This window comes from Dickeya sp. Secpp 1600 (assembly GCF_003049805.1).
In the GTDB taxonomy this organism is placed as follows: Bacteria; Pseudomonadota; Gammaproteobacteria; order Enterobacterales; family Enterobacteriaceae; genus Dickeya; species Dickeya fangzhongdai.
This window is the reverse complement of sequence record NZ_CP023484.1, coordinates 2,548,239-2,572,999: the sequence shown is the minus strand read 5'-3', so window position 1 is coordinate 2,572,999 and position 24,761 is coordinate 2,548,239. Positions and strand designations below refer to the sequence as shown.

The window sequence follows — 24,761 nt, the reverse complement described above, 5'->3', positions numbered from 1 at the left end:
CCCGCATGAAGTCTTCTATTGTTGCCAAACTGGAAGCGTTACAAGAGCGCCATGAAGAAGTGCAGGCGCTGCTGGGAGAACCCAGCGTGATTGCCGATATGGACCGTTTCCGGGCGTTGTCCCGCGAGTACGCGCAACTTACCGACATTACCCGTTGCTTTCAGCGCTGGCAGCAGACGCAGGACGATCTTGCCACGGCCGAACTGATGCTGGATGACCCCGAAATGCGCGATTTGGCGCAAGACGAACTGAAAGCGGCCAAAGCGGCCAGCGAAGAACTGGAACAGCAACTGCAGGTGTTGCTGCTGCCGAAGGATCCGGATGATGAACGCGGTTGTTTCCTCGAAATCCGCGCCGGCACCGGTGGCGATGAAGCCGCGCTGTTTGCCGGCGATTTGTTCCGTATGTACAGCCGTTATGCCGAATCCCGTCGCTGGAAGATTGAAATCATGAGCGCAAACGACGGCGAACACGGCGGCTATAAAGAGATGATTGCCAAGGTGGTGGGCGACGGCGCCTACGGCCAGTTGAAATTCGAGTCCGGCGGTCACCGGGTGCAACGCGTGCCGGCCACCGAGTCGCAGGGGCGTATCCATACCTCCGCCTGTACCGTCGCGGTCATGCCGGAAGTGCCGGAAGCGGAACTGCCGGATATCAACCCTTCCGATCTGAAAATCGATACCTTCCGCTCCTCCGGCGCGGGTGGGCAGCACGTCAACACTACCGATTCCGCTATCCGTATCACCCATCTGCCGACCGGCATTGTGGTGGAGTGTCAGGATGAGCGTTCACAGCACAAGAACAAAGCCAAGGCGTTGTCGGTGCTGGCGGCCCGTATTCGCGCCGCGGAAATGAAAAAACGTCAGCAGGAAGAAGCCTCAACCCGGCGTAACTTGTTGGGCAGCGGCGACCGCTCCGACCGTATCCGCACCTATAACTTTCCGCAGGGAAGGGTGACCGATCACCGCATCAACCTGACGCTCTACCGGCTGGACGAAGCGATGGAAGGCAAACTGGATATGTTGATTCAGCCTATCGTGCAGGAATATCAGGCGGATCAACTGGCGGCGCTGGCCGAGCAGGATCAATGAATTATCAGCACTGGCTGAAACAGGCGGCGGCCCGGCTGCAAGGTAGTGACAGCCCGAAACGAGACGCCGAGATCCTACTGGAACATGTGACCGGTAAACGCCGTACGTTTCTGCTGGCTTTTGGTGAAACCGCTTTAACCGACGAAGAAATCCCGGTGCTTGAAGCCTTGCTGGCGCGTCGCGCCACCGGCGAGCCGATTGCCTATCTGGTCGGGCAGCGGGAGTTTTGGTCGCTGCCGCTGGCCGTATCGCCCGCGACGCTGATCCCGCGGCCGGATACCGAGTGTCTGGTCGAGCAGGCGCTGGCGCATTTACCCACCGGCGCCTCATCGGTGCTGGATTTGGGCACCGGCACCGGGGCGATTGCGCTGGCGATTGCGCATGAGCGACCGGATTGTCAGGTGGTGGGGATTGATCGCCAGCCCGACGCGGTAGCGTTGGCCAGTCATAATGCCAGCCAGTTGGGGATCGCCAACGCCCGGTTTTTGCCGGGAGACTGGTTTTCGCCGCTGGATGGACAACGTTTCGCTCTGATTGTCAGCAATCCACCGTACATCGACGAGCATGACCCTCACTTGTCGCGCGGCGATGTGCGCTTCGAGCCTGCCAGCGCGCTGGTGGCGGGAGAGGCGGGGCTGGCCGATTTACGGCAGATTATCCGGCAGGCGGGGGTATTTTTGCTGGATAACGGCTGGTTGCTGCTGGAACATGGCTGGCAGCAGGGCGAGGCGGTACGGTCATTACTGACGCAGTACGGTTTTGTGCAGGTGAAAACCTGCCGCGATTATGGCGATAATGAGCGGGTGACGCTGGGGCAATGGCCCGCTGGGGCGACCTGCGTGTGTTGAGTGCGACCTCAGCCTGTGTCATCGGGGCTTGAGCAGGATCACATTGGTAATGATTAGCCATGATTATCGCTTGTCGTTCCGGACAGACCTGCTGACGAGCGCCAGGTTTGGCATTATTATCTGATCCGCTGGCTTCCGCACCCGCAAGGCATGCATGGGCCGATAGAGAAGTTTGCTTTTTCAGACGTGCAGCTGACGTTATCTTTGCTTGATGGAATAACTATGAGTTCTATTGCTGATTTTGAATTTAACCAGTCACCCTTAAGTGAAGGCGTGATTCTGGTTTCCCAGTCAATACGCCGTGATTTTTCCGCGCAGGAAGTGAGACAAAATCTGCAGCAACTCGTTGAAGAAGCGCGGGCGACCATCTCCGCCGATCTGGATCAGGATCAACAGCTGGAGCAGCTCATTGAGCTCTTCTTCCATACCTGGGGCTTTGGCGGCGCCAGCGGCGTTTACCATTTGTCCGACGTCCTGTGGCTGGACAACGTGCTGGCGACCCGACAGGGGATGCCGGTGTCGTTGGGAATCATCTTCCTGCATATTGCCAATCAGCTGGGGCTGCCGCTGATGCCGGTAATTTTCCCTACCCAACTGATTTTACGCGCCGACTGGCTCGACGATGAAATGTGGCTGATTAATCCGCTGAACGGCGACACGCTGAGTGAACACGTGCTGGAAGTGTGGCTAAAAGGCAACATTGGTCTTTCCGCCAGGCTGATGGATAGCGATCTGGATGAGGCGGAAAACGTGATGATTGTCCGCAAGCTGCTGGATACGCTCAAGGTCGCGTTGATGGAAGAGAAACAGATGGAGCTGGCGTTGCGCGCCAGTGAAGCCGTGTTGCAGTTCGATCCGGAAGATCCGTATGAAATCCGTGACCGCGGCCTGATTTACGCACAGCTGGAGTGCGACCATATCGCCTTGTCAGACCTGAGCTATTTCGTGGAACAATGCCCGGAAGATCCGGTTAGCGAAATGATCAAGGTGCAGATCCACTCCATCGAGCAGAAGCAGATTGTGCTGCACTAGTTCGGGAAAGCGCCTGAACCCCGATCATCTGATTTATCCGACAATAAGGTAAGTTTATGAACAATAAAGTGGTTAACATCGGAGATATCCCGGTTGCCAACTCTCTGCCGTTTGTACTGTTTGGTGGCATGAATGTGCTCGAGTCCCGCGATCTGGCGATGCGGATTTGCGAACACTATGTCGCGGTAACGCAGAAACTGGGCATCCCCTATGTCTTCAAGGCGTCTTTTGATAAGGCGAACCGCTCCTCCATCCACTCTTACCGTGGTCCGGGTCTGGAAGAAGGGATGAAGATTTTCCAGGAACTGAAGCAAACTTTTGGCGTGAAAATCATTACCGACGTGCATGAACCGCAGCAGGCACAACCGGTATCCGAGGTGGTGGATGTGATTCAGTTGCCGGCGTTCCTCGCTCGCCAGACCGACCTGGTGGAAGCGATGGCGAAAACCGGCGCGGTCATCAACATCAAAAAACCGCAGTTCATCAGCCCGGGGCAGGTGGGCAATATCGTGGATAAATTCCGCGAGGGCGGCAACGAGCAGGTAATTCTGTGCGATCGCGGCAGCAACTTTGGTTACGACAACCTGGTGGTGGATATGCTGGGCTTTAATGTCATGAAGCAGGTTTCCCACGGCGCGCCGGTGATTTTCGATGTGACCCACGCGCTGCAATGTCGCGATCCGTTCGGCGCCGCGTCTGGCGGACGCCGTGCCCAGGTGGCTGAACTGGCGCGTGCCGGTATGGCGGTCGGGATTGCGGGGCTGTTTATTGAAGCCCATCCTGAGCCGAATAGCGCCATGTGTGACGGTCCTTCCGCTTTGCCGCTGGATAAACTGGAACCGTTCCTGCAGCAGATGAAAGCGATCGATGATCTGGTCAAAAGCTTCCCGGAACTGGATACCAGCAACTGAACCGTCTGCAAGATACAAAAAAACCGCCAACTGGCGGTTTTTTTATGCATCGAGCAATAGTTATTTGCACAAATGGTTATTTGTACAAATCGGCGCCGATGGTGTAGTGGTCGCCTTTTTCCTGCCACTCTTTGGTGATGTGGTAGAACTTGGCGCCTTTTTTCGCCGCCTGTTTGGCAACCTCTTCGGAGATATCGGTCGGGCTATTGAAACTACCGCGCAGAGTAATGGAATCAAACGGCGCCATCTGTGCAGCAGTCGCGTTATTCAGTTCCTGAATTTTTGTGCCATCGGGCATGGTGACGGTATAACGTGAGCCACCTGATGACGACTGGGTCTGGAAGAAATTGCCGACCTTGTTACTCAGGCTGGAAGACGTCGCCACGCCGGGGATTTCCACTTTGGAAGCCGCTACGCCGCCAGCGGCAATCGCGGCTTTACCGGCTTCAGAGTCTGCCGGAATGGCATCCGGGCTTTGCACCTGACGTTTCGGCGCATCTTTCTTGTAGACGAAAGCGGTGATGGACTGGGTTGCGCCGCTGGAGTTGATATCGACCTGACGCACGATATAGAAGGAATAAGCGTTTTTCTGTTTGGCTGCTTTGCCGATGGATTCATTGACTTCCGGCTGGTTGCCGAAATAGCCGGTGACCGTGACGGTGTCATAGGGTTCCAGACGTACCGCTTCATCTTTCGGCAGTTCTTTCACGCCGCTGAATTCACGGTAACTCGTGTCTTTGGTCGCTTCCGGCGCGTCCTTGTGGTACAGATCCACAGTGACAGCCCAACGTCCGCCGTTCACTTCCGAGGTGCTTTGAATATAAAAAGCCGCCGCGCCGCGCTCATCCGCCTTTTTAGAGGCATCGGCCGCCGCTTCGTAAATGGCATCGTAACGACCTAGAAAGGTAATACGCTCAAAGGGTTTTAGTGATTCTGCTTTCTCTGGCGTAAGTTCCTGCGCAGCCTGCGCCGAAAACGCTACTATTGATAAAAGAGTGGATGCAACAACGCTAGTTTTCAGCTTCATAAAAAATCCTTTCGCCTGACGCATACGGTAAATACGTACCAAGCCATCTTCTGTGGTAGCCGCTGATTATGGCACGGAACCTGACGTTATGCCTCTGCATTTTAAGCCAAATCCCGCAAAACCACCGAGTGATAATGGAAGAAGAGAAAAATGGAAATAATCACTATTAATAACCGAATTCCTTTTATAAACGATATTTATCGGAATTAATGCGCTTAACAAAGCGTTAACAGGGTCTTTTTGTGAGATGGCTCGAAACATTGACGTGGTAATAATGGTAGAAAAATCTGTTTTAGCTGTGATTTTTGACCACAAATAAGCATCGTAACCTGCCAAAATTCTGCTTTTAGAACCAAATGGTTTTAGCGGTGGATCATTAATTCCATTTTAAGTAGGTTATAAAGGGACTTATCGCTATCGCCGAGGGTGCTGGCAACGGCGACAAGTTAGTTTTTAGGTGATTGACACAACCATATAAAACCTTCGTGACAACGAAAAGGGATTCACAATGCGTATTGGTGTACCAAAAGAGAGGTTGGCCAATGAAGCCCGTGTCGCAGCCACGCCAAAAACGGTGGAGCAACTGCTGAAACTGGGCTTTGAGGTCGCCATTGAGCGTGGGGCTGGAAAACTCGCCAGTTTTGAGGATGAGGCTTACGAGCAAGCCGGCGCGACGATTCTGGATACAGCGGCTGTCTGGCAGAGCGATATCCTGCTCAAGGTTAATGCTCCGCTGGATGAGGAAGTGGAATTGACCCGTGCCGGCAGCACGATTATCAGCTTCATCTGGCCGGCACAGAACCCGGCATTGCTGGAAACGCTGGCGGCGCGCCAGGTGACGGTGCTGGCGATGGATTCCGTGCCCCGTATTTCGCGCGCCCAGTCCATGGATGCGCTGAGTTCGATGGCGAATATTGCCGGCTATCGCGCTATTGTTGAAGCCGCGCATGAATTCGGCCGTTTCTTCACCGGTCAGATCACGGCCGCAGGTAAAGTGCCGCCGGCTAAGGTGCTGATTATCGGCGCCGGTGTGGCTGGCCTGGCCGCGATTGGCGCGGCAGGCAGCCTGGGCGCCATTGTGCGTGCGTTCGATACCCGCCCCGAAGTGAAAGAGCAGGTTAAAAGTATGGGCGCCGAGTTCCTGGAACTGGAATTCGAAGAAGAAGCCGGCAGCGGCGACGGCTACGCCAAGGTGATGTCCGAAGCCTTTATCAAAGCTGAAATGGCGTTGTTCGCGGCGCAGGCGCAAGAGGTGGATATTATTGTCACCACCGCGCTGATCCCAGGCAAACCGGCCCCACGCCTGATCACCAAAGAAATGGTGCAGGGTATGAAGCCCGGCAGCGTGATTGTCGACCTGGCGGCCCAGACCGGCGGCAACTGCGAACTGACCGTCGCGGATCGGGTCACGGTAACGGAAAATGGTGTGAAAATCATCGGTTATACCGATCTGCCGAGCCGTTTGTCGACGCAATCTTCGCAGTTGTACGGCACCAATCTGGTGAATCTGCTGAAGCTTCTGTGCAAAGAGAAAAACGGCGAGATCGATATCGATTTCGACGACAACGTCATCCGTGGCGTGACGGTCATCAAGTCTGGCGAAATCACCTGGCCGGCGCCGCCGATTCAGGTTTCCGCTCAGCCGCAGCAGGCCAAACCGGCCGCCGCCGCCGTCGCGCAGCAGGACGCTAAGCCCGCGTCGCCCTGGAAAAAATTCATTTTCATCGCAATCGCTATTGTGTTGTTTGGCTGGCTGGCGAATGTGGCGCCGAAAGAGTTCCTGTCGCACTTCACCGTATTTGCGCTGTCCTGCGTGGTGGGGTACTACGTGGTCTGGAACGTCAGCCACGCGCTGCATACGCCGTTGATGTCGGTCACCAATGCCATTTCCGGCATCATTGTGGTGGGCGCGTTGTTGCAGATCGGGCATGGTGGATGGGTGTCCTTTTTCTCCTTCATCGCCGTGCTGATCGCCAGCATCAATATTTTCGGCGGGTTTACCGTCACTCAGCGCATGCTGAAAATGTTCCGCAAGAATTAAGGGGTAACGGATGTCTGGAGGACTAGTGACGGCAGCGTATATCGTTGCTGCAATTTTGTTTATTTTCAGCCTGGCTGGCTTATCCAAACACGAGACGTCCCGTCAGGGGAACATTTTCGGCATCAGCGGGATGACCATTGCGCTGCTGGCGACCATTCTGGGGCCGAACGCCGGCAACGTGGGATGGATTATCGCGGCGATGGTGATTGGTGGCGCTATCGGCGTGCATCTGGCCCGCAAGGTGGAAATGACCGAAATGCCGGAACTGGTGGCGATTCTGCACAGTTTTGTCGGTTTTGCGGCGGTGCTGGTCGGTTTTAACAGCTTTATCGGCGAAGGCGATATTGCTGACCCGATCATGGAAAATATCCACCTGACCGAAGTGTTTCTGGGGATTTTCATCGGTGCGGTGACCTTTACCGGCTCGATCGTCGCGTTTGGCAAACTGCGCGGTCTGATCTCATCCAAACCGCTGATGCTGCCTAATCGTCATAAGCTGAATCTGCTGGCGCTGGTATTGTCATTCCTACTGTTGCTGGTGTTTGTTAAAACCGGAAGCGTAGCCATGCAGGTGTTTGCGCTGTTGCTGATGACGCTGATTGCGCTGGCGTTTGGCTGGCATCTGGTGGCGTCTATCGGCGGCGCGGACATGCCGGTGGTGGTTTCCATGCTGAACTCCTATTCCGGTTGGGCCGCGGCGGCGGCGGGCTTCATGCTGAGCAACGATCTGCTGATCGTTACCGGCGCGCTGGTGGGTTCTTCCGGCGCCATCCTGTCCTACATCATGTGCAAGGCGATGAACCGATCGTTCATTAGCGTGATTGCCGGCGGTTTCGGTACCGACGGTTCTTCTACTGGCAGTGATGAAGCGGTTGGCGAGCATCGTGAAACCACGGCGGAAGAGGTGGCGGAACTGCTGAAAAACTCCACTTCGGTGATCATTACGCCGGGATACGGCATGGCGGTGGCGCAGGCGCAGTATCCGGTGCATGACATTACCGCCAAACTGCGGGCACGCGGCGTTAATGTGCGCTTCGGTATTCACCCGGTCGCCGGGCGTTTGCCGGGACATATGAACGTTCTGCTGGCGGAAGCCAAGGTGCCTTACGACATCGTGCTGGAAATGGATGAAATCAATGATGATTTCGCCGAGACCGACACCGTGCTGGTGATTGGCGCCAACGACACCGTCAATCCGGCGGCGCAGGAAGATCCGCATAGCCCGATTGCCGGTATGCCGGTGCTGGAAGTGTGGAAGGCGCAAAACGTGATTGTGTTCAAGCGTTCGATGAATACCGGCTATGCCGGTGTGCAGAACCCGCTGTTCTTTAAAGAAAATACCCAGATGCTGTTTGGCGATGCCAAGGAAAGCGTCGAGGCGATTCTGAAAGCGCTGTAAGCCCGATCCCGCCAGAAGGCGGTCGGTTGCAGGAACACAACGGGGGCCGTCTGGCCCCCGTTGTCATTTGGTGGTATACGCGACGGACGTCAGGCGTTTTCATCCGGATTGTCGGCTTCTCCCTGCTGGGTTACCGGCGAGACGAAATCGTCTGGTTTGATAGCCAGCAGGTCGCACTTCAGGTGGTCAATGACATGTTCCACCGTGTTGCCGATAAACGCAGCGGACAAACCGGTGCGCCCCAGCGAGCCCAGTACCACCACGCCAGCCTGCAAATGTTCTGCCAGGTCGGGAATGACCTCTTCCGGCAGTCCCTTCTCCACATGGGTTACACGTTCGTCCAGGTTGAATTTCTGTCGCAGCGATTTCATCGCCAGCAGGTGCTGACCACGAATGGCGCCGTTGTAAACACCGGGGTCGAAATCCGGCAATTCGATGGCGATATTGATGGGCGTGACCGGGTAGGCGCCCACCAGATGAACTTCGGTCTGATTGACCTGACGAGCCAGATCCAACGCTTCCGACACCAGTTTGATATTGAGCGGATCGTGATACGGGTCTTCGCTGGCCAGATTGACCGCCACCAGCGCACGGCCGTCTTCCGGCCACGGCTGATCTTTCACCATCCACACCGGGCAGGGGCATTTACGCAACAGCTGCCAGTCGGTTGGGGTGAAAATCACCGCTTCCAGCCGGTCGTGCTGATGAGCCATTTTGAGCAATAAGTCGTGTTTACCGGCAATCACCTCCTGAATAATGGCTTCATAAGGTTTGTTATGCCAGACCACCTTGATATCAATAGCGATTCCCGCATCAAGATAGTATTTACACTGTTCCGCAATCCATTCGGTTCGTTGGGCGATAACCCCTTGTCTCATCTCGGTTCTTTCATCCGGAGAGAGCAGGGTGGTCATTTCGTAGGAAAAGTCGTAGATAGGCAAAAACGCCTTGATACGGCCACCAAGTCGCTGGACCAGATAAACGGCCCGTCGCAACGCGGGCTGGTCATCCTGATTGGGGTCAATAGCTACCAGTAAGTTCTGATACTTCGCCATAGCTCCTCCTGTTGGCTGTCACTCTGCAGCCTGCCCGTTAAGAGTAACGCAAGGAAATCGCTTTGAACAACTGGTGATGAAGACCGGATCGACAATTCAGAGCAATCATTGATCCGGTCAGGGGAAGGCGGTGTTACGCTTTGCTACGTGAAGTACCGGCCAGCTCGGCCAGCGTTTCGATATTTTCGATAGTGATGTATTTGCCTTTTACCGCCAGCATGCCGCTTTTCTGGAAACGGCCGAGCAGGCGACTGATGGTTTCCACCGTCAGGCCAAGATAGTTGCCGATATCGCCACGGGTCATGGTCAGGCGAAATTCGCGGGGCGAGAAGCCGCGCTGAGCGAAACGGCGGGAAGGTTGTAGATGAACGCCGCCAGACGCTCTTCGGCGTTTTTCTTTGACAACAGCAGGATCATGTCCTGATCGCCACGGATTTCGCCGCTCATCAGCCGCATCATCTGCTGACGCAGATTGGGCATCTTACCGGACAGATCGTCCAGCGTTTCAAACGGGATCTCGCACACCATGGAGGTTTCCAGCGCCTGAGCGAAGCTGGGATGCTGGGCGTTGCCGATGGCGTCAAACCCGACCAGATCGCCCGCCAGATGGAAACCGGTGATCTGTTCATCACCCTGCTCGGTGATGGTGTAGCTTTTGATGGTACCTGAGCGGATGGCGTACAGCGATTTCAGTTCATCACCGGCCTTGAACAACGCTTGCCCTTTCTGGATGGGTTTCTTCCTTTCGATGATGTTGTCGAGCTGGTCAAGTTCATGCTCGTTCAGCGTGAAAGGAATACACAGTTGGCTGATGCTGCAGTCCTGACAATGGATTGCACAACCGCCAGACTGAATGCGTCGGATTATTCGCTTTTCAGGAATCATAGACTTTACTCAGGCGATAATTGATATCGGTCAATTTTAACAGCTTTTATTGGGTCTGATAAGATCCGCTATCTCTGGAACTGACCAATAAATAGTGAGCTTATTAATATTTTTACCATCACATTCGGATTTTTTACCCTGGCGACACGCCATCCACGGTAAGTTAATGGTCGGTATTGAATAAATTTTGCTGCGGCAAATACCCTTCGTGAGTTAATAACCATTGTTTGCGATGAATGCCGCCGGCATAACCGGTGAGCGCGCCTTGCGCGCCGATAACCCGATGGCAGGGAACCACGATGCTGATCGGGTTGGCGCCATTAGCCAGACCGACGGCGCGGGCGGCGCCCGGTTGGCCGAGTCTGGCGGCCAGCTCGCCATAAGTAGTTGTACTACCGCAGGATATAGTGCGAAGCGCCTGCCATACCTGGCGCTGGAAATCCGTCCCGGCGGCGGCTACCGGCAGCGTTTCAATGCTATGCAGGTCGCCGGCGAAATAGGCGCGCAGAGTATCGGTTAATCCACCAGGATTATTACAGGCTTTTAACACGAACGGATCGTGGCGATAACGCTTATTCAGAGATTGATATAATTTTTCTTCATATTCACGCCATTCCACTGCCCTAAGGTGATAATTTTCATCGGCAATCAATAATAATTCCCCGATGGGCGTAGATAGCGTGTCAAATAAAAATGTCTGCATGGATATCGTGTTGTGAAACGTCGGTCAATTAAGATGACGCTATAACCTGATTTAAGCGTGGTCAGCATTGTCGCTTTAATAGCGCCGTCTGTCACATAAAAACTGCATGATTTTTTCAGGAAAACGCGGAGGCGGCGGGGGGAAAACGGCCGTCGCCTCCGGCTGTCGGCTGGTTTAGGAAGAGGCGAGTTTTTGCAGAGTAGTCAACTGGTTGACGGCATCCTGCATGGCATCCATGCCCCTGGCGAGATCCTTCAGATTGCTCAGGTTGGCGGTCATATTGGCCCGGTCCCTGTCTGTTTCAGCGCTCATGTCGGCGATTTGATTCGCCGCCGAGATGCTTTTATCCGCCATCTGTGCTGTCGTCGTTACCGTCTGTTGTGCAATGGCGCGGATATGCGCGATGGTTTCGACGGCTTCGTTGATGCTGTGAGTGGTGGCGTCCACCTGCTCTTTGGATGAGCTGGCCAGTTTGCGCACTTCGTCGGCGACCACGGCGAATCCCCGGCCCGCCTCGCCGGCGCGCGCGGCTTCCACCGCCGCATTCAGCGCCAGCAGATTGGTTTTATCCGCAATGGCGTTAATGCCGCTGGTGATATGACTGATGCCTTTTGAAATACGCTCCAGATCGTTGAGGCCGGTTTCAAGCCGGGACTGTGCTTCCTGTGTCTTCGAAGCGGAGTCGCTAATCGCGCGAATACTGGTTTGGGCCACATCCAGCGTCTCGCTTTGCCGTAACGTCGCCTGCTCCAGTTGCGGCATGGCCGTTAACAATGGCGCCAGCGCCTGCTCGTAATCGACTACTTGCTTGACCACGGTAGACTGAATGTCGTGCAGGGCTTCCCAGCGTCGCAACGCGCGCTGGGCGTAGTGGCCGGCGTACGCGGCGTATTCGACCGGGAAATGCGTCATCGCTTTAACGTCACGACTGAAAAATGCCAGCGCCGATAGCGTCTGGTTAATCGGCACGCCCAGAATTTCACCAAAACTGGAAAAACCCGCCGCGGGGATCTGATCAAAAAAATGGGCCTGTTCCAGATTGGTGTTGCCGGCCCGGCGTAATACGCAGTCGTTGAGCAGGACAAGATCCGGCTTGCCGTATTGCGACATGAACTGTTGCCAGTCCCGCTCTGTCGTGGCGATAAAATCCGTTGACTGCATAAGATACAGACGGTCGCCAAACTCCAGATCGCAGAAAAACGCAATGCGGTCTTCTTTAATCGATGCGACAGAGCGGACGAAGTATTCGTCATTAACTTTAACCGCAAAGGTTTTTCCTGTCAGATGCTGGCCGACCTGGTCGGGCGGACAACGTAAACATGAGGCGATCGCCTCAATGATTGGCTGCTCATGACCGTTGGCGTCAAAGACGGATTTAACCGTGCGGGCGACGGGGTCGGCCTCCGCCACCAGCCAGCTTTGTTTCGTCGGGGTAAAGTTCTGGCTCTTGAACGGCGCAAAGGACTTACCGGGCGCCATCTGGCAGAACACGATCACCGCTTTTCCCTGCAACACCGCGTTATCCGCACCGATGTAGGTTCCGCTGAAATCCAGCCGCCCGCCCGCCGCGCCGCCAATAGTCAGGCAGGGGAAACGGCGACAGGCATACCAGGCTTGCATCAGAAACCCTTCCGACGCGGCCAGGCCATCGCAATAAATCAGCGCAAACGTGTTATCCGAGGAGAGCGGCATACTGACGTCCAGGCGCTCCAGTTCCCGCCTGATGGCATCGTTCCTGACGCGGGCATTGGGTTTGTCATGCATGTGCAGATCCACCAGATGCACCTCATGTTTGGCGATCAGCGACTGGGGCATCCACAGCCAACTGCCATACGGACCATCCATGTCACAGTAAGTGGAGTGATGTCGCTGACTGCATAATGCGCCGGTGGACGAGAGGGTGATGACGGTGCGATGAGGGGCGGAAAAACGTTGCCAGGCGCGATTAACCTCCGAGAAATTGGCTTCAGGCGGCACAAATACCAGCAGTAACCCCGGTTTTGACGGTAACCCGAGGGTCGACAGCGAAGTGGGCAAAGCATCACAGCGATAGGCCCCGCGTGCAGGGCGGTTCCTTTTTAAACCCGGAATTGTGATATGGCTCAGGAAAGATGACATGATATTCCCACTCCCTATATTTAAATTAATTTAATGGGAAGCCCAAGTCATCCTACGAGATGCCGTCAGGTCAGTGGGTGATCCCGATCACCCACTACCACCAGAACAAGCAAGAAACTCATTTCCGTGTACGGGATCACATCGACCAGTCGTGGCTTGTTATCGGCCGATATATCGGCGGCAGAACATTCATAACTTATCGGAACAGTTTATATATTCTAATGATTTTCGTGTTCTCCACGCTTCAGTGCAAACATCAGGCGTCAGGAAATGGTGTGGAAGTCAGCGATGCAGCCGTCTGTCTTCGGCCGCATCAACTGACAAAATGTTAGTGGATAACGCCGCAGGCGATACGCATACCGCCGCCGCCCAGCTCTTTCGGCGTATCCGCGTAGTTATCGCCGCCGGTGTGAATCATCAGTGCGTGTTCTTTCACCTCCGACAGCGACTTCAACCGCGGCGCCAGTAATTCATAACTGGCGGTGCCGTCGGCATTAACCACCAGCCCTGGCAGGTCGCCAAGATGTCCTTTGTCGTTGTAAGGGCCAAGGTGTCGACCGGTTTTTTGTGGATCCAGATGGCCGCCGGCCGCCAATGCCGGCACCTTGTTGCCGTTCTGCTCGCCCGGCGCACAGCTGGCGTTGGCATGCACGTGGAAGCCGTGGATGCCAGGCGGCAATCCTTTCAGATTGGGGCTGAACAGCAGACCGTATTCTGTTTCGGTGATGGTGATATCGCCAAGCGTGTTGCCGTCTCCGGTTGGCAACGCTTCTTTTAGCGTTACCGTGGTGCTGGCGGCGCCGGCTATCGCGCTGACGAACAGGCTGGACAGAATCAATGCTTTCAGTTTCATGATGTTCCCTTCTTTGCCATTGTCATGGGTTTTCAGCGTGTTGGTTCACTGCGCCGCGCAACCGGCGGCCATGCAGAGGACTGAGTGGTGTCGGGTCACCCAACAAAACTATAGTTGCCGTGGTACGGCGCGCCAGTCTTTGTGGTGACGTTGTCACTTTTTGCTTCGCGATTTGCCCGCAGCGGCGCGGAAAAAGGCGTGTATAGCCTGCTCTGGGTTTCGGTTTCGTCGCTGACGTGCGTGTCGGGTTGAACAGGGTAAGAAAGGGGAAGCGTCGGGAAAAAGCCGAACGGCGGATTACCGATCGTCGCGCCGAATCGGCGATAGCGTTTCGGAACAACCGAATTGCGGTAAAAATTGACGCTATCACACTGATAAAAAAACAATTCGATATATAGTGTTATCAGGGGATGGTTCATATCAAAAAATCAGGCGTATTAAGGAGAGAAGAAAATGAGTAAGGGCGTGATAACGAAAGGACTGTGCGGTTTGTTACTGGCTATGCCGCTCTATGGTTTTGCCGACAACAGCAATCCGGATCTGATCGCCGGCTATACCTCGCAACAACTGGCCGATGCACTGCCGACGGTTGTCGATGGTTTGAAACGGCAGAGGGTGGAGGTGGATGCGAAAGAGCATTCGGTACAGGCGGAATATGTGGATACCGCAACCAAGCGTAAGGCGCTGGTCACCATTTATACGCCGCCGTTGGCAAACGGGCAGGCGGTGGCTGGCGACAGTGAACTGGATGCCGTGGTCGCCAGTTCCGAAAAAGAGATGCTGCGCCAACGCATCCGGCCGGAAAAAAAGGATCTGGTTGCTGATGGCTCACCCAAATTCCGTTGCCTGTTGACCATTCTGAATGACCAGGTGGTGCATTCGCTGTGCTCCGCCGTGGTTAAAGGCCGTATCGTTGAAATCCAGCCGGTGACGCTGGTGGACAACAAATTGTTTGAGCCGGCGCAGCAGCGTCAGGCCAGCGTGGCGCTGGCGATTGGGAAAAATCTACTGGCGGCAAAATAACCACATTTTTGCCCGACTGCTCAGCCCTTGCCTTCCGGCAGGGGCTTGTTTTGTTGAGAATCACGGTGCTGATGATGACAACCAATCATTTTTGATTGAAATAAAGCATTGTTTTGCACGAAATGTGATTTCTGTCACCCAATTTTGCTAAAAAAACACCATTTTATTCCGATAAGTAAAAATATCTGTCGCCTTTATCACGGCGCCTTCCACCCAGTCGGAGAAGCAAGGATGAGTGTGTTTGGGAATTATGTGCGAAATCTAAAGATCTCTCACAAGATGTATGGCGGATTTGGCCTTGTGCTGCTGCTGGTTATTTTGGCGTCGGCCTTCAGTTCGGTCCGTTTTTTCATGATTCAGGATTTGTATGTCAAAAGTTCGATCATGAATGAAATGGGAAACTTTATTGATCTTACCCGAATTGCTCGTATTAAATTCACGTATACGCTCAATAATGACAACCTCAACAACCTGAATAAATACCTTGAACAGGCTCGTCAGCTAAATGAAAAAGCCAACGCGCTGCGTTGGGATGCGACGTATCAGAGCGATTTTAGCAATGTGGCGCAGGACTTTACGGAATACGCCAAAAATATCGATCGTGTCAAAAACAGTGTTGACGGCATGAACGATGTCACCAAAGAGATCGCCGCGCTTGACCAGAAAGAAGCCCTGAGCGATGCGCTTTACACCAGTTTAAGCGATACCACTCTGTTGCGTCAGTACCATCAAACCACCGTGCTCTACGCACAGCTGGTGGATAAAGTGCATCTGTTGCAAAAGGAAGGCAGCGAAGCGGCGTTTAAATCGATGCAGGGGGGGTATGATCAGGCGAAAAAATCCTTCGACACCCTGAATGGATTGCTCCCTGCGGAGGCTAAAAATAGCGTCGGCGAACTCGGTAACCGAATTGAGCGCTATAACCAGAGCGGAGTGAAATACAACGACAAGGTTAATCAGTTGAGAACGACTGATTCCGCGCTCAGGGCGACCGGTGACAAACTGATTAGCGATATCGATGGCATTCTCAAAAAAATCGGCGTTCGTAACAACGATATTATCAATAACTCGGTGTTCCAGACGGTCATTTCCGGCATCGCCGCTGTAGTGCTGGGGCTATTCATTGCCTGGTCGGTTACCCGCCAGATTACCCGACCGGTGATCGCCAACCTGAAACTGGCGGAGAAGATCGCCGGCGGCGATCTGTCGGCCAGTGTGGTGGTGGAACGCCATGATGAGCTGGGGCAACTGACGCTGGCGATGATGTCGATGACTGAAAAATTGCGTCAGCTGATCGCCGATATCCGGCACAGCGTCTACAGCGTGGCGAAAGCCTCTTCGGATATCGCCGCCGGTAACAATGATCTGTCGTCGCGTACTGAACAGCAGTCGTCGGCGATCGTGGAAACCGCCGCCAGCATGGAGCAGTTGACCGCCACGGTGAAAAACAACGCCGACAATGCCCGGCATGCCAGCCAGATTTCCGAGCAGGCTTCCGGTAACGCCAATCGGGGCGGCGAGATCATCCACAAGGTGATCCAGACCATGGATGATATTTCCGGTAGTTCGAAAAAGATTTCCGATATTACCACCGTCATCAACAGCATTGCGTTCCAGACCAATATCCTGGCGCTGAACGCCGCGGTGGAAGCGGCGCGCGCAGGGGAACAGGGGCGCGGTTTTGCGGTGGTGGCCGGTGAGGTGCGCAATCTGGCGCAGCGCAGTTCCCAGGCGGCAAAAGAGATTGAAGGGCTGATTTCAGAGTCGGTGACCCGGGTGAATACCGGGACGGTGCTGGTGTCGGACGCAGGGAGCGCGATGGATGACATTATGGCATCCGTCAAACGGGTACATGACATCATGGGCGAAATCGCTTCGGCGTCGGATGAACAGAGCCGCGGCATCGCGCAAATAGGCGCGGCGGTATCGGAAATGGATACCACCATTCAGCAGAACGCCTCAATGGTGCATGAATCGTCTGCGGCGTCGAATTCGTTGGAAGATGAGGCGGCGAAGTTGTCGCGGCTGGTGTCGGTATTCCGTCTGTCGCCACAGGATGAGCCGGCGCTTGCCGCTCGCCCGCGCATGGCGGACAGCAGAGCGCAGATAGCGGATCGCAGCGCTCGTCCCGCCGCCTTGCCCGCCGGTCGTTCAGACAGTTCGTCAGCGGATAACTGGACGACTTTCTGAGCCGACGTATTCGGTATGGCAGAGAAAAACGGCAGGCCCTGGTGGCCTGCCGTTGTGTTTTGGGATGGGCTGAACAATACGTCAGTTAAACCAGCGCAGCAGACGATCCAGAATCAGCGCCGGCAGCGTGAAATCCGGGTCGGCGAACGTGACGCCCTGCGCGCCAAGATGCGAAAACAACGGCAATGTCAGCGCCGGCAGCACGCACAGCAGCAGACCATTCAGGCTGCTGGCGATCACCGCGCCGCGCACGCCGCCGGTGGCGTTGCCGAAAATGGCGGCGGCGCCGCCGGTGATAAAACTGGCCATGATGCCGGGCACGATAATCGGCAGCCCAATCAGCGGGAACAGCAGAATGCACACCAGCTCCACCGAGAAACTGATCAGAAAGCCGATCAGTGTGGCGTTGGGCGCTTTGGTAAACAGCACCATCACATCGACCGCCGGAATGGCGCCGGGAGCGAACACATTGGCGAAGCCCTTGAACGCCGGCACGATTTCAGCCGTGAACAGGTTCACGCCGGCCTTGGCCAGATAAAGACCGCAGGCGAAGGTGGCGGACTGTTCCAGAATGAAAATCACCACGTTTTTATCCGCAGCGCCCGCGCCGTACACCATCACCATCGCGTCCCTGATTTGCGGCCGGGTGGCGAACAGGCAGGAAAGCAGCAACAGCACCAGCATGGTCAACAGCGTGGCCACATTCGGTTCGCGGAGAAAGTCGAAGCGTTGACTGAGCGTCAGATGTTCGGTGTCGCTGTTTTTGTTGCCGAACCATTTTCCCATATACGACCCCAACACATAGGACGAGATGGCGGCATGGGAAATGGCGTATTCGTTGGAGCCGATGATGGTGCGGCTGAATCGGCTGAGAATATAGGGCGACGCGGCCATGTAAACGCCGATCAGCAGTGAGGACACCACAATGATGGTGGTATTGCTGTAATTGAGCTGAATCAGTACCGCGGTAAAGGCAAAGGCCATGAACAGCACCAGATGTAGCGACAGGTAGATGTATTTCAACCGGGTAAATCGGGCCAACAGAATATTCAGCACCATGGCGAACAACAGGATCAGCGCGGCGGTCGCGCCAATTTTGTCAATGGTCGCCGCCATGATGGCCTCATTGCTGGGCACCACGCCGACAATATCGAAGGCGTGAGAAAACAGCGAACTGAAGGCGGTCAGCACTTTCATCAGAATGCTGCCGCCAATTTTTATCATGGTAAAACCGATAAAAGACAGAAAGGTGCCGGTAATCAGGCGGGAAAGCGGGGCGCGCTGAAACAGCAACCCGAGAAACGCCACGATGGCGATAATCACCGCCGGGGTTTTGACCAGACTAAGCAAAATATCCATATTTCTTCATCCATAAAGTTAACGGTTATTCTGTAAAGCGTGAAAACGGGCGTATTCACGCGGAACGGGTGATTTTTGCATTTTTCAAAACGGCGTTCCACTTCAATTTGATGATGTCTGATTTTGCCCGGCGCAGGCGTATAGCGTTGGTATGAATGCGGTACGGCTGGGGAAAAGAGACGGCGAACCGGGCGGCCCGCCGCAGGGTGACTTAACGCAGATTCTGCGGGAAATTGTCCGGCAGGTCGCTGGCCGGGCAATTGATAACGTTGTTATCGTCTTCGCCGCAGTCGCGCACAAAGGTAATGGTGGCGAATTCGTCAATCACTTCAGTCGGGTAGGCCGGTCCTGCCGCACGATAAGACTCCATCAGCGGAATGTGATCGTTCTGGAAGCAGACGGTTTTTTCCGGGTTATTGATGACCCAACGGGGGAAGAAAATGGTGCCGTGGAAAATCCGATCGCCCAGATTGATGATCAGGCTCACGTCGGTGCCGGTCGGTTCCGTCCAGGAGATTTTGTAGACGTCACGGGCGACGCGGGCGATAAATACCTGTTGGTCCTTCACCCAGCGATTGCCCACGATACCGCTGTGAATGCGGTAATCCAGCGTGTGATCGTTTTTCACGTAGATCTCGTAATTCCAGCCGTTGTCGTAGGTGTAGACCAGATGTTTTCCCACAAAACCGCTGAGATCCTGTTTGTCGAAGCTACTCATACTGTTTTCCTTTTGTTGACTTAGAGCCTGTCCCAATAGGCTATTTTACTTGCCATTTTGGCTCTGGGCAGTGCTCGAACTCCTCACGTACTACGTGTACGCTCCGGGTTCTCCGCGGCTTCCCGTGTCCAAACTGGCTACGCCAATTACGCCTATTGGGATAGGCTGTTAACGGGAGTATAAAAGCGGATTAAATTGATGAATAACGCTGTTTTTAGCGCTAATTAATTCGATAATTAGATGAATTGAGGCGATGGCTGAACGATACACTCGGTACACAAAGGCGGGCTGAAGCATGATGTTGACGAAAACCACACTGGAACAATGGACGCTGCTGCAGGCGGTGGTGGAGCTGGGCGGTTTTGCCCCGGCGGCGCAGGCGTTCAACCGCAGTCAATCTTCGGTCAGTTACCAATTGTCGTTGATGCAGGAGCGGCTGGGTGTGTCGCTGCTGGCGCCATCCGGGCGCAGAACGGTGCTGACGGCGCAGGGGCAGCAATTGCTGGCGCAGGTGATTCCGTTGCTAAACGCTTTTCAGGCGCTGGAGTCGCGGGCGGAAGTGCTACGGCGTGGCGGGCGAGCCAGAATCGATCTGGTGGTGGACAGTATTTTTCCTAAATCCATGCTGTTTAGCGCGCTGCGCACCTTTCAGTCTCGCCACCCGCATACGCAGGTGCATCTGATGGAGGTGCTGCGCAGTGAAAGCCGGGCGCAACTGGCGGATTATCAGGCGGATATCTGGCTGATTTCCCGACCGTGGGAGGGCATCAACCGGGGGCGGCTACTGATGGAAATGGCGTTTGTGGCCGTCGCCCGGGCTGAACATCCGTTGCACCGGCTAGCCGCGCCGTTATCGTTTCAGGATCTCGCAGCGTATCCGCTGATTGAAATCATCGACCGGCAACAGCAAAAAGACAGTTTGCGTAAGCCGGCCAGCGCCGAAAACTGGACGTTCACCACGGTCGAAGCCGCGATAGAAGCCGTCATGCATGGCGTCGGTTATGGCTGGATGCCGGAGGCGCGCATCGCGCCCTGGCTGGCTTCCGGCGAGCTGAAACCGCTGCCGCTGCCGCAGGGCGGGCGGCGTTTCACACCGTTGTATCTGGTGGTGGAGGAAGAAAAACAGCCCTGCGACGCAGAGGTCGCCACTCTGGTAACGTTGCTGACAGCTGCGGCAACGTCAGTCTGAAAAGTGACGTTGTCACCCTGACTTACCGGCGGTTTACACCAAGTAGCCGTCAGGCGAAATAACGCGCTTTGAACGGCATCAACGCCGCGCCAATCACCGACGGGTCGTGCTGGATCCGGCTTAGCAACAGCTGGGGATAGTGGGCGGCGAGGCCGTAACGCGGCGGCTGTTGGATCGGCGGTACGTCGAGCAGCATCTCGCCCAGCGCCGTCGGCAATTCGCCGCCAAACACGATAGCGGCCGGGTCAATCACCGCCCGCAACGCGTCAATCGCCCGGTTCAGGTACGGCCTGACTTCCGCCACCCACTCGTCCACGCCCGGCCATTGCGGGTCGAACTGCTGGCGCAGGGCGCTGACCCGCTGGATATCGATCCCGCGCGCATTGAGCCGCTTGAGCAGTTCGCCCAGCGCCGGGCGGGAGGTAAATTCCTGTTCGGTATAAATACGGCTGATCTCCCCGGCATTGCCGAACGCGCCGGAAAAAGGCTGCCCATTGAGGATGAGGCCGGCGCCAAACCCGTAATTGAACGACAGGTAGCCAAAGGTGGGGTATTGCAGCCCCGCGCCTAGCACGGATTCGCCGATGGCGCCGGTGGTGGCGTTGTTCTCCGTCCAGACATCCAGATCGAAAAGGGTTTCCAGCTCGCTTTTAAGATCCACCAGTGACCAGTCGCGTAGCGGTTCCGGTGCATTGAACAGCCGTTTCTCTTCCATCAGATAACCGGCGATGGCGAACCCGATGCCGACGACGGCCGACGCCGGAATGGCATAGCGTTGCAGCGCCTTGCGCACCCGGTCTTTCAGCGCAAACATCGCCCGCGTGCGGTCATCCAGCGCGATATCCAGCGTTTCTTCATGCACGACCTGGCAACTGAAATCGCACAGGCAGAACGCCAGCATATCGGTATTTACCGAAATGCCGATGCTGTAGCGCGCGGCGGGCGTCAGTTCCAGCGACGGGCTGGGTTTGCCGCGTCCGTGCACGACGCTTTCGCCCAGCCGCAGCAGTCCGCGTTCCAGCAGGCTGTCGATGATGCGGTGTACCGACGGTTGGGTGAGGTTGGTCTGCGGGGACACCGCCGAACGCATGATGTGCCGATGGCGGCGGACAATGTCCAGCACCATACGTTCGTTCACGGTAATGCTTTCGTCAGCGTGAAGTATTGACCGCATCAGATGCTGGTTCCAGGGCGAGTATTCATGGTGTGCCGATCCTTTTTATATCGCTAAATCGTGCGGTTAAATCAGCGCCAACGAGGCGTCGCCGCTAATGCATATCGTGTGAATTATTAAACATAACGAATGATAATTTCACCATGCATGATATACAACCCCAAAATAAGCGTGTCGAAAACGAATCTGTAGGATGTTTTTATATATTTATCTTGATATCAATAAATTAAGTCTTCTTCTTTTGACTACATCTTTGCAACATATCTGTCATTATTATTATGCATACTGCATTATAAGTTGAATTAACGACGTTTTCACCTTGCTGAACATGATGCCTTGCGACTCACGGGAGACTATGTAATGAGTAGACTGGAAGTGGAGCGCGCCAGTGTGGCCTACGGTGATGTTGCTGTCCTCAAAGGGGTGTCGTTTGACGTTAACGAAGGAGAGTTCGTCACGCTGCTGGGGCCGTCCGGATGCGGCAAAACCACGCTGCTGCGCGCCATTGCCGGTTTTGTCCCGCTGGACGGCGGGCATATCCGCATTGGCGGCCGGGAAATGAACGGCCTGGAGCCGGAAAAACGCAATACGGCGATGTGCTTTCAGTCTTATGCGCTGTTTCCCCACCTGACGGTATCGGAAAACATCGCCTTTGGATTACAGCAGCGCAAAATACCGCGGGAAGCGTTGAGCCACCGGGTCGTTGAAACTGCGCTGACCGTGGCGATGGCCGGGCATCTGGATAAATTGCCCACCCAGCTATCAGGCGGTCAGCAGCAGCGAGTGGCGCTGGCGCGTTCAATGGCGGTGCGCCCGGATGTGATGCTGTTCGACGAGCCTTTGTCCAATCTGGATGCCCGGCTGCGCGAGCAACTGCGGTTGCAGATCCGCGCCTTGCAGCGTAAGCACGGTTTTACCGCGGTTTATGTGACTCACGACCAGGCGGAGGCGCTGGCGATGTCCGATAGGGTAATCGTGATGCACGGCGGCAGCGTGATTCAGTCTGGAACCCCGCAGGAGATTTATCACCGGCCGGTCAACCGCTTTGTGGCCGATTTTATCGGCACCGCCAACATTATGGTGGGTACGGTCACCGCGCGGGATGGGGACGCCGGGCAGTATCGGGTCGCCACCGCGCTGGGCGAATTCACAGTGGCGTCGGACGAGCCGCCGGCTCAGCAGCGGGTCTATCTCTGCTGGCGGCCGGAAAACGCCTGCCTGCTGTCGTTGCCCGCGCTGGGGCAGAATATCTTTTCGCTGCGGGTTAAACGCCAGACCTTTCTCGGCAATCTGACGGATGTTGAAGGCTATCATCAGGATACCGACAACGTTCATTACCGTATCCAACTGTTGGGTTATCAGCCGCTGCTGGAGGGCGAAACCTACTATTTTTCGCTGGCGCCCGGCGCGTTGCGGTTTTTACGCGAGGCGGTGGCGGCATGAGATCGTCGTTGATGGCTTACCTGATGCTGCTGCCGGGGCTGGGGATCATCGTGCTGGCGATGGGCGCGGTGCTGGGGATGGCGTTTTCCCAGTCGCTGGGGTTCTTCAATTTTGCCGGTGACAGCGGGTTATCGCTGCGTTTCTGGCAAACCATGCTGATCGACGAACAACTGTGGCGCTCTTTTTTCTACTCGGCGCGCATTGCGCTGCTCAGCGCGCTGCTGTCGGTGGCGCTGGCCTACCCGCTGGCGATTTGGCTGCGCAAGCCGTTTCCGGGGGCCGTCACCCTGCGTGCGTTGCTGAAAGCGCCGCTGCTGGTGCCGGGGCTGACCGCGGCGTTTCTGTTCGTCAATTTCATCTCTTATCAGGGGTTTCTCAATGTCGCCATGCTACGGCTGGGGCTGACGGAGCGGCCGATTCGGATGCAAAACGACGCCAGCGGCATCGGCGTGGTTCTGTTGCAGATCTGGAAACAGATGCCGTTTGCGTTGCTGCTGCTGAGCGGTTCGGTACAGACCATCGGCGACGCGGTGCTGGACGCCGCCCGTAATCTCGGCGCCGGCGCCTGGGTCCGTTTTCGCCGCATTGTGCTGCCGCTGACGCTGCGGGCGTTGCAGACGGCGATGATGCTGATCTTTATCGGCGCCGCCGGCGATTTTTCCTTTCAGTCGGTGGCGGGGCCGGTCAATCTCAATTCCATGTCGCAACTGATGCTGCGCGTGCAGCAGTCGGGCGCTGAGGGTTGGAATCAGGCGGCGGTGGTGGCGGTGATGCTGATGTTGTTGTCGCTGGCGGGCGCCGGGTTGTTGGCGGTGGCGGCGCGCGTGGTTGTGAACGGGATGAGGAGATAGCCGATGCAACAGGCTGTGATTGACCGACTCAACCGCCTGCTGGTAGCGGTGATCCTGCTGTTGGGGACCGTCTGGCTGATTCTGCCGTTTGCTATGGCGGTGCTGTGGTCATTGGTGGATCCGTCGCACCCGTGGGCGTACCCGGATGTCTTCCCGCCGGTATTGTCGCTGCTGCGCTGGCGTGAATTATGGCACAACACATCGCTGCCCGACGCGCTGTTGCACAGCTATCTGCTGGCGCCGATGGTGACGCTGACCTGCCTGCTGTTGGCGATGCCGACCGCCTACGCGTTTGGTCGGCTGTCGTTTCCCGGCAAAGGGCTGGCGCAGGCGTTGACGCTGCTGCCGATTGTGCTGCCGGGGTTCGTGGTGGCGATCTTCTTCTCCTCGTTACTGACGAGGCTGGGCGTGTACTCGCGTTTCATGGGGATCTTTCTCGGTCACACGGTGCTGTTTCTGCCGTACGCCATCCGCATTCTGAGCGTCTCTTTCAGTCAGGTCCGGCAGGATCTGGTGGATGCGGCGCGCAACCTGGGGGCCTCCCGACGGGAAATCTTCCGGGTGGCTTACTGGCCGGCGCTTCAGTCCGGGACGATGGCGGCGATGATCATGGTGTTCATTCTGTCCATCGAAGAGTTTTCCGTTTCCTACATTGTGGGCGCGCCCGACTTTATCACCGTGCCGACCATTCTGTATTCGTACCTGGGTTATAACTTCATTCGGCCCAACGCGGCGGTGGTGTCGCTGATTCTGGTGGTACCCAACGTGGTGTTGATGCTGCTGATGGAGCGCTGTCTCAAAAATGTTCCGGCGTCTGCGTTCGTCAACAAAGGATAGCGACGATGCCGCTT

The 24,761-nt window shown here is 55.7% G+C and carries 21 protein-coding genes and 1 pseudogene; 12 read left to right on the top strand and 10 right to left on the bottom strand.

Features of this window, described 5'->3' with window-relative positions; translation table 11 throughout:
• The first annotated feature begins 5 nt into the window (after window positions 1-5).
• The 4 genes from prfA to kdsA all read left to right on the top strand — a co-directional run bounded on the left by prfA (window position 6) and on the right by kdsA (window position 3,882).
• Window positions 6-1,091, top strand: a complete 1,086-nt coding sequence (gene prfA / locus CPA59_RS11515; protein WP_038919110.1) for a peptide chain release factor 1 — start codon at window positions 6-8, stop codon at window positions 1,089-1,091.
• Window positions 1,088-1,939 carry a peptide chain release factor N(5)-glutamine methyltransferase gene (gene prmC / locus CPA59_RS11510; RefSeq protein WP_107759421.1) on the top strand — a complete coding sequence of 284 codons (852 nt, stop codon included), beginning with the start codon at window positions 1,088-1,090 and terminating at the stop codon, window positions 1,937-1,939. The genes prfA and prmC overlap by 4 nt, the downstream gene beginning before the upstream one ends.
• Window positions 1,940-2,161: 222 nt before the next feature.
• A complete protein-coding gene (gene sirB1 / locus CPA59_RS11505; protein WP_107760812.1) occupies window positions 2,162-2,971 on the top strand; it encodes an invasion regulator SirB1 in 810 nt (269 codons plus the stop codon).
• 56 nt (window positions 2,972-3,027) lie between these two features.
• The gene (gene kdsA, locus CPA59_RS11500; protein WP_038919107.1) at window positions 3,028-3,882 is read left to right on the top strand and encodes a 3-deoxy-8-phosphooctulonate synthase; all 855 of its coding nucleotides are present in this window, start codon (window positions 3,028-3,030) and stop codon (window positions 3,880-3,882) included.
• Between the two features lie 76 nt (window positions 3,883-3,958).
• Here the strand turns inward: kdsA and ydgH are convergent, their stop codons facing one another.
• The gene (gene ydgH / locus CPA59_RS11495; RefSeq protein ID WP_038920972.1) at window positions 3,959-4,909 is read right to left on the bottom strand and encodes a DUF1471 family protein YdgH; all 951 of its coding nucleotides are present in this window, start codon (window positions 4,907-4,909) and stop codon (window positions 3,959-3,961) included.
• A gap of 508 nt (window positions 4,910-5,417) precedes the next feature.
• Here ydgH and pntA point away from each other — a divergent pair.
• Together pntA and pntB are read left to right on the top strand one after the other, a co-directional pair.
• Window positions 5,418-6,950, top strand: a complete 1,533-nt coding sequence (pntA, locus tag CPA59_RS11490; RefSeq protein WP_038919105.1) for a Re/Si-specific NAD(P)(+) transhydrogenase subunit alpha — start codon at window positions 5,418-5,420, stop codon at window positions 6,948-6,950.
• A gap of 10 nt (window positions 6,951-6,960) precedes the next feature.
• Window positions 6,961-8,349, top strand: a complete 1,389-nt coding sequence (pntB, locus tag CPA59_RS11485) for a Re/Si-specific NAD(P)(+) transhydrogenase subunit beta (RefSeq protein ID WP_038919104.1) — start codon at window positions 6,961-6,963, stop codon at window positions 8,347-8,349.
• Window positions 8,350-8,438: 89 nt separating this feature from the next.
• Here pntB and uspE read toward each other — a convergent pair whose 3' ends face one another.
• The 6 genes and pseudogenes from uspE to CPA59_RS22885 form a co-directional block, all read right to left on the bottom strand.
• Window positions 8,439-9,404 (bottom strand): universal stress protein UspE, encoded by a 966-nt coding sequence (gene uspE / locus CPA59_RS11480; protein WP_038919103.1) that lies wholly within the window; start codon window positions 9,402-9,404, stop codon window positions 8,439-8,441.
• A gap of 133 nt (window positions 9,405-9,537) precedes the next feature.
• Window positions 9,538-10,289, bottom strand: a pseudogene (gene fnr, locus CPA59_RS11475) (fumarate/nitrate reduction transcriptional regulator Fnr).
• 163 nt (window positions 10,290-10,452) lie between these two features.
• Window positions 10,453-10,992: a methylated-DNA--[protein]-cysteine S-methyltransferase gene (gene ogt / locus CPA59_RS11470; protein ID WP_038919102.1), complete on the bottom strand. Its 540-nt coding sequence runs from the start codon at window positions 10,990-10,992 to the stop codon at window positions 10,453-10,455.
• A gap of 174 nt (window positions 10,993-11,166) precedes the next feature.
• Window positions 11,167-13,110, bottom strand: a complete 1,944-nt coding sequence (locus CPA59_RS11465; RefSeq protein ID WP_038919101.1) for a methyl-accepting chemotaxis protein — start codon at window positions 13,108-13,110, stop codon at window positions 11,167-11,169.
• A gap of 328 nt (window positions 13,111-13,438) precedes the next feature.
• A complete protein-coding gene (gene sodC, locus CPA59_RS11460) occupies window positions 13,439-13,963 on the bottom strand; it encodes a superoxide dismutase family protein (protein WP_049855429.1) in 525 nt (174 codons plus the stop codon).
• Between the two features lie 95 nt (window positions 13,964-14,058).
• Window positions 14,059-14,382: a hypothetical protein gene (locus CPA59_RS22885; protein ID WP_159077939.1), complete on the bottom strand. Its 324-nt coding sequence runs from the start codon at window positions 14,380-14,382 to the stop codon at window positions 14,059-14,061.
• A 34-nt stretch (window positions 14,383-14,416) separates the two neighbouring features.
• Between CPA59_RS22885 and CPA59_RS11455 the strand changes: the two genes are divergently transcribed.
• Together CPA59_RS11455 and CPA59_RS11450 are read left to right on the top strand one after the other, a co-directional pair.
• Entirely contained in the window at window positions 14,417-14,986 is a 570-nt protein-coding gene (locus CPA59_RS11455) for a hypothetical protein (RefSeq protein ID WP_038919097.1), read from the top strand.
• Window positions 14,987-15,217: 231 nt separating this feature from the next.
• Window positions 15,218-17,176, top strand: a complete 1,959-nt coding sequence (locus tag CPA59_RS11450; protein WP_038919096.1) for a methyl-accepting chemotaxis protein — start codon at window positions 15,218-15,220, stop codon at window positions 17,174-17,176.
• Between the two features lie 81 nt (window positions 17,177-17,257).
• Here the strand turns inward: CPA59_RS11450 and CPA59_RS11445 are convergent, their stop codons facing one another.
• On the bottom strand, window positions 17,258-18,535 hold the full coding sequence (locus tag CPA59_RS11445) for a PTS ascorbate transporter subunit IIC (protein WP_038919095.1): 1,278 nt from the start codon (window positions 18,533-18,535) through the stop codon (window positions 17,258-17,260).
• Window positions 18,536-18,746: 211 nt separating this feature from the next.
• Complete coding sequence (locus CPA59_RS11440; protein WP_107759419.1) at window positions 18,747-19,253, bottom strand: phenolic acid decarboxylase; 507 nt, start codon at window positions 19,251-19,253, stop codon at window positions 18,747-18,749.
• A gap of 298 nt (window positions 19,254-19,551) precedes the next feature.
• Here CPA59_RS11440 and CPA59_RS11430 point away from each other — a divergent pair, with 298 nt between their 5' ends.
• Entirely contained in the window at window positions 19,552-20,442 is an 891-nt protein-coding gene (locus CPA59_RS11430) for a LysR family transcriptional regulator (RefSeq protein ID WP_107760810.1), read from the top strand.
• Between the two features lie 49 nt (window positions 20,443-20,491).
• On the opposite strand, the gene CPA59_RS11425 is transcribed toward CPA59_RS11430, so the two are convergent.
• Entirely contained in the window at window positions 20,492-21,616 is a 1,125-nt protein-coding gene (locus CPA59_RS11425; protein WP_038919093.1) for an ROK family protein, read from the bottom strand.
• A 360-nt stretch (window positions 21,617-21,976) separates the two neighbouring features.
• Between CPA59_RS11425 and CPA59_RS11420 the strand changes: the two genes are divergently transcribed.
• Genes CPA59_RS11420 through CPA59_RS11410 form a run of 3 tightly spaced genes read left to right on the top strand, consistent with a single transcriptional unit; the run spans window position 21,977 to window position 24,747 of the window.
• Window positions 21,977-23,059, top strand: coding sequence for an ABC transporter ATP-binding protein (locus tag CPA59_RS11420; protein ID WP_038919092.1), 1,083 nt, complete (start codon window positions 21,977-21,979; stop codon window positions 23,057-23,059).
• Window positions 23,056-23,910: an ABC transporter permease gene (locus CPA59_RS11415; protein WP_107759417.1), complete on the top strand. Its 855-nt coding sequence runs from the start codon at window positions 23,056-23,058 to the stop codon at window positions 23,908-23,910. The genes CPA59_RS11420 and CPA59_RS11415 overlap by 4 nt, the downstream gene beginning before the upstream one ends.
• 3 nt (window positions 23,911-23,913) lie before the next feature.
• The gene (locus CPA59_RS11410; RefSeq protein ID WP_038919090.1) at window positions 23,914-24,747 is read left to right on the top strand and encodes an ABC transporter permease; all 834 of its coding nucleotides are present in this window, start codon (window positions 23,914-23,916) and stop codon (window positions 24,745-24,747) included.
• Window positions 24,748-24,761 lie beyond the last annotated feature (14 nt).

What these genes read in the sequence shown, in the direction of transcription:
- prfA (WP_038919110.1), top strand. Translation starts at nt 6, where the DNA reads ATGAAGTCTTCTATTGTTGCCAAACTGGAAGCGTTACAAGAGCGCCAT.
- prmC (WP_107759421.1), top strand. Translation starts at nt 1,088, where the DNA reads ATGAATTATCAGCACTGGCTGAAACAGGCGGCGGCCCGGCTGCAAGGT.
- sirB1 (WP_107760812.1), top strand. Translation starts at nt 2,162, where the DNA reads ATGAGTTCTATTGCTGATTTTGAATTTAACCAGTCACCCTTAAGTGAA.
- kdsA (WP_038919107.1), top strand. Translation starts at nt 3,028, where the DNA reads ATGAACAATAAAGTGGTTAACATCGGAGATATCCCGGTTGCCAACTCT.
- ydgH (WP_038920972.1), bottom strand. Translation starts at nt 4,909, where the DNA reads ATGAAGCTGAAAACTAGCGTTGTTGCATCCACTCTTTTATCAATAGTA.
- pntA (WP_038919105.1), top strand. Translation starts at nt 5,418, where the DNA reads ATGCGTATTGGTGTACCAAAAGAGAGGTTGGCCAATGAAGCCCGTGTC.
- pntB (WP_038919104.1), top strand. Translation starts at nt 6,961, where the DNA reads ATGTCTGGAGGACTAGTGACGGCAGCGTATATCGTTGCTGCAATTTTG.
- uspE (WP_038919103.1), bottom strand. Translation starts at nt 9,404, where the DNA reads ATGGCGAAGTATCAGAACTTACTGGTAGCTATTGACCCCAATCAGGAT.
- ogt (WP_038919102.1), bottom strand. Translation starts at nt 10,992, where the DNA reads ATGCAGACATTTTTATTTGACACGCTATCTACGCCCATCGGGGAATTA.
- CPA59_RS11465 (WP_038919101.1), bottom strand. Translation starts at nt 13,110, where the DNA reads ATGTCATCTTTCCTGAGCCATATCACAATTCCGGGTTTAAAAAGGAAC.
- sodC (WP_049855429.1), bottom strand. Translation starts at nt 13,963, where the DNA reads ATGAAACTGAAAGCATTGATTCTGTCCAGCCTGTTCGTCAGCGCGATA.
- CPA59_RS22885 (WP_159077939.1), bottom strand. Translation starts at nt 14,382, where the DNA reads ATGAACCATCCCCTGATAACACTATATATCGAATTGTTTTTTTATCAG.
- CPA59_RS11455 (WP_038919097.1), top strand. Translation starts at nt 14,417, where the DNA reads ATGAGTAAGGGCGTGATAACGAAAGGACTGTGCGGTTTGTTACTGGCT.
- CPA59_RS11450 (WP_038919096.1), top strand. Translation starts at nt 15,218, where the DNA reads ATGAGTGTGTTTGGGAATTATGTGCGAAATCTAAAGATCTCTCACAAG.
- CPA59_RS11445 (WP_038919095.1), bottom strand. Translation starts at nt 18,535, where the DNA reads ATGGATATTTTGCTTAGTCTGGTCAAAACCCCGGCGGTGATTATCGCC.
- CPA59_RS11440 (WP_107759419.1), bottom strand. Translation starts at nt 19,253, where the DNA reads ATGAGTAGCTTCGACAAACAGGATCTCAGCGGTTTTGTGGGAAAACAT.
- CPA59_RS11430 (WP_107760810.1), top strand. Translation starts at nt 19,552, where the DNA reads ATGTTGACGAAAACCACACTGGAACAATGGACGCTGCTGCAGGCGGTG.
- CPA59_RS11425 (WP_038919093.1), bottom strand. Translation starts at nt 21,616, where the DNA reads ATGCGGTCAATACTTCACGCTGACGAAAGCATTACCGTGAACGAACGT.
- CPA59_RS11420 (WP_038919092.1), top strand. Translation starts at nt 21,977, where the DNA reads ATGAGTAGACTGGAAGTGGAGCGCGCCAGTGTGGCCTACGGTGATGTT.
- CPA59_RS11415 (WP_107759417.1), top strand. Translation starts at nt 23,056, where the DNA reads ATGAGATCGTCGTTGATGGCTTACCTGATGCTGCTGCCGGGGCTGGGG.
- CPA59_RS11410 (WP_038919090.1), top strand. Translation starts at nt 23,914, where the DNA reads ATGCAACAGGCTGTGATTGACCGACTCAACCGCCTGCTGGTAGCGGTG.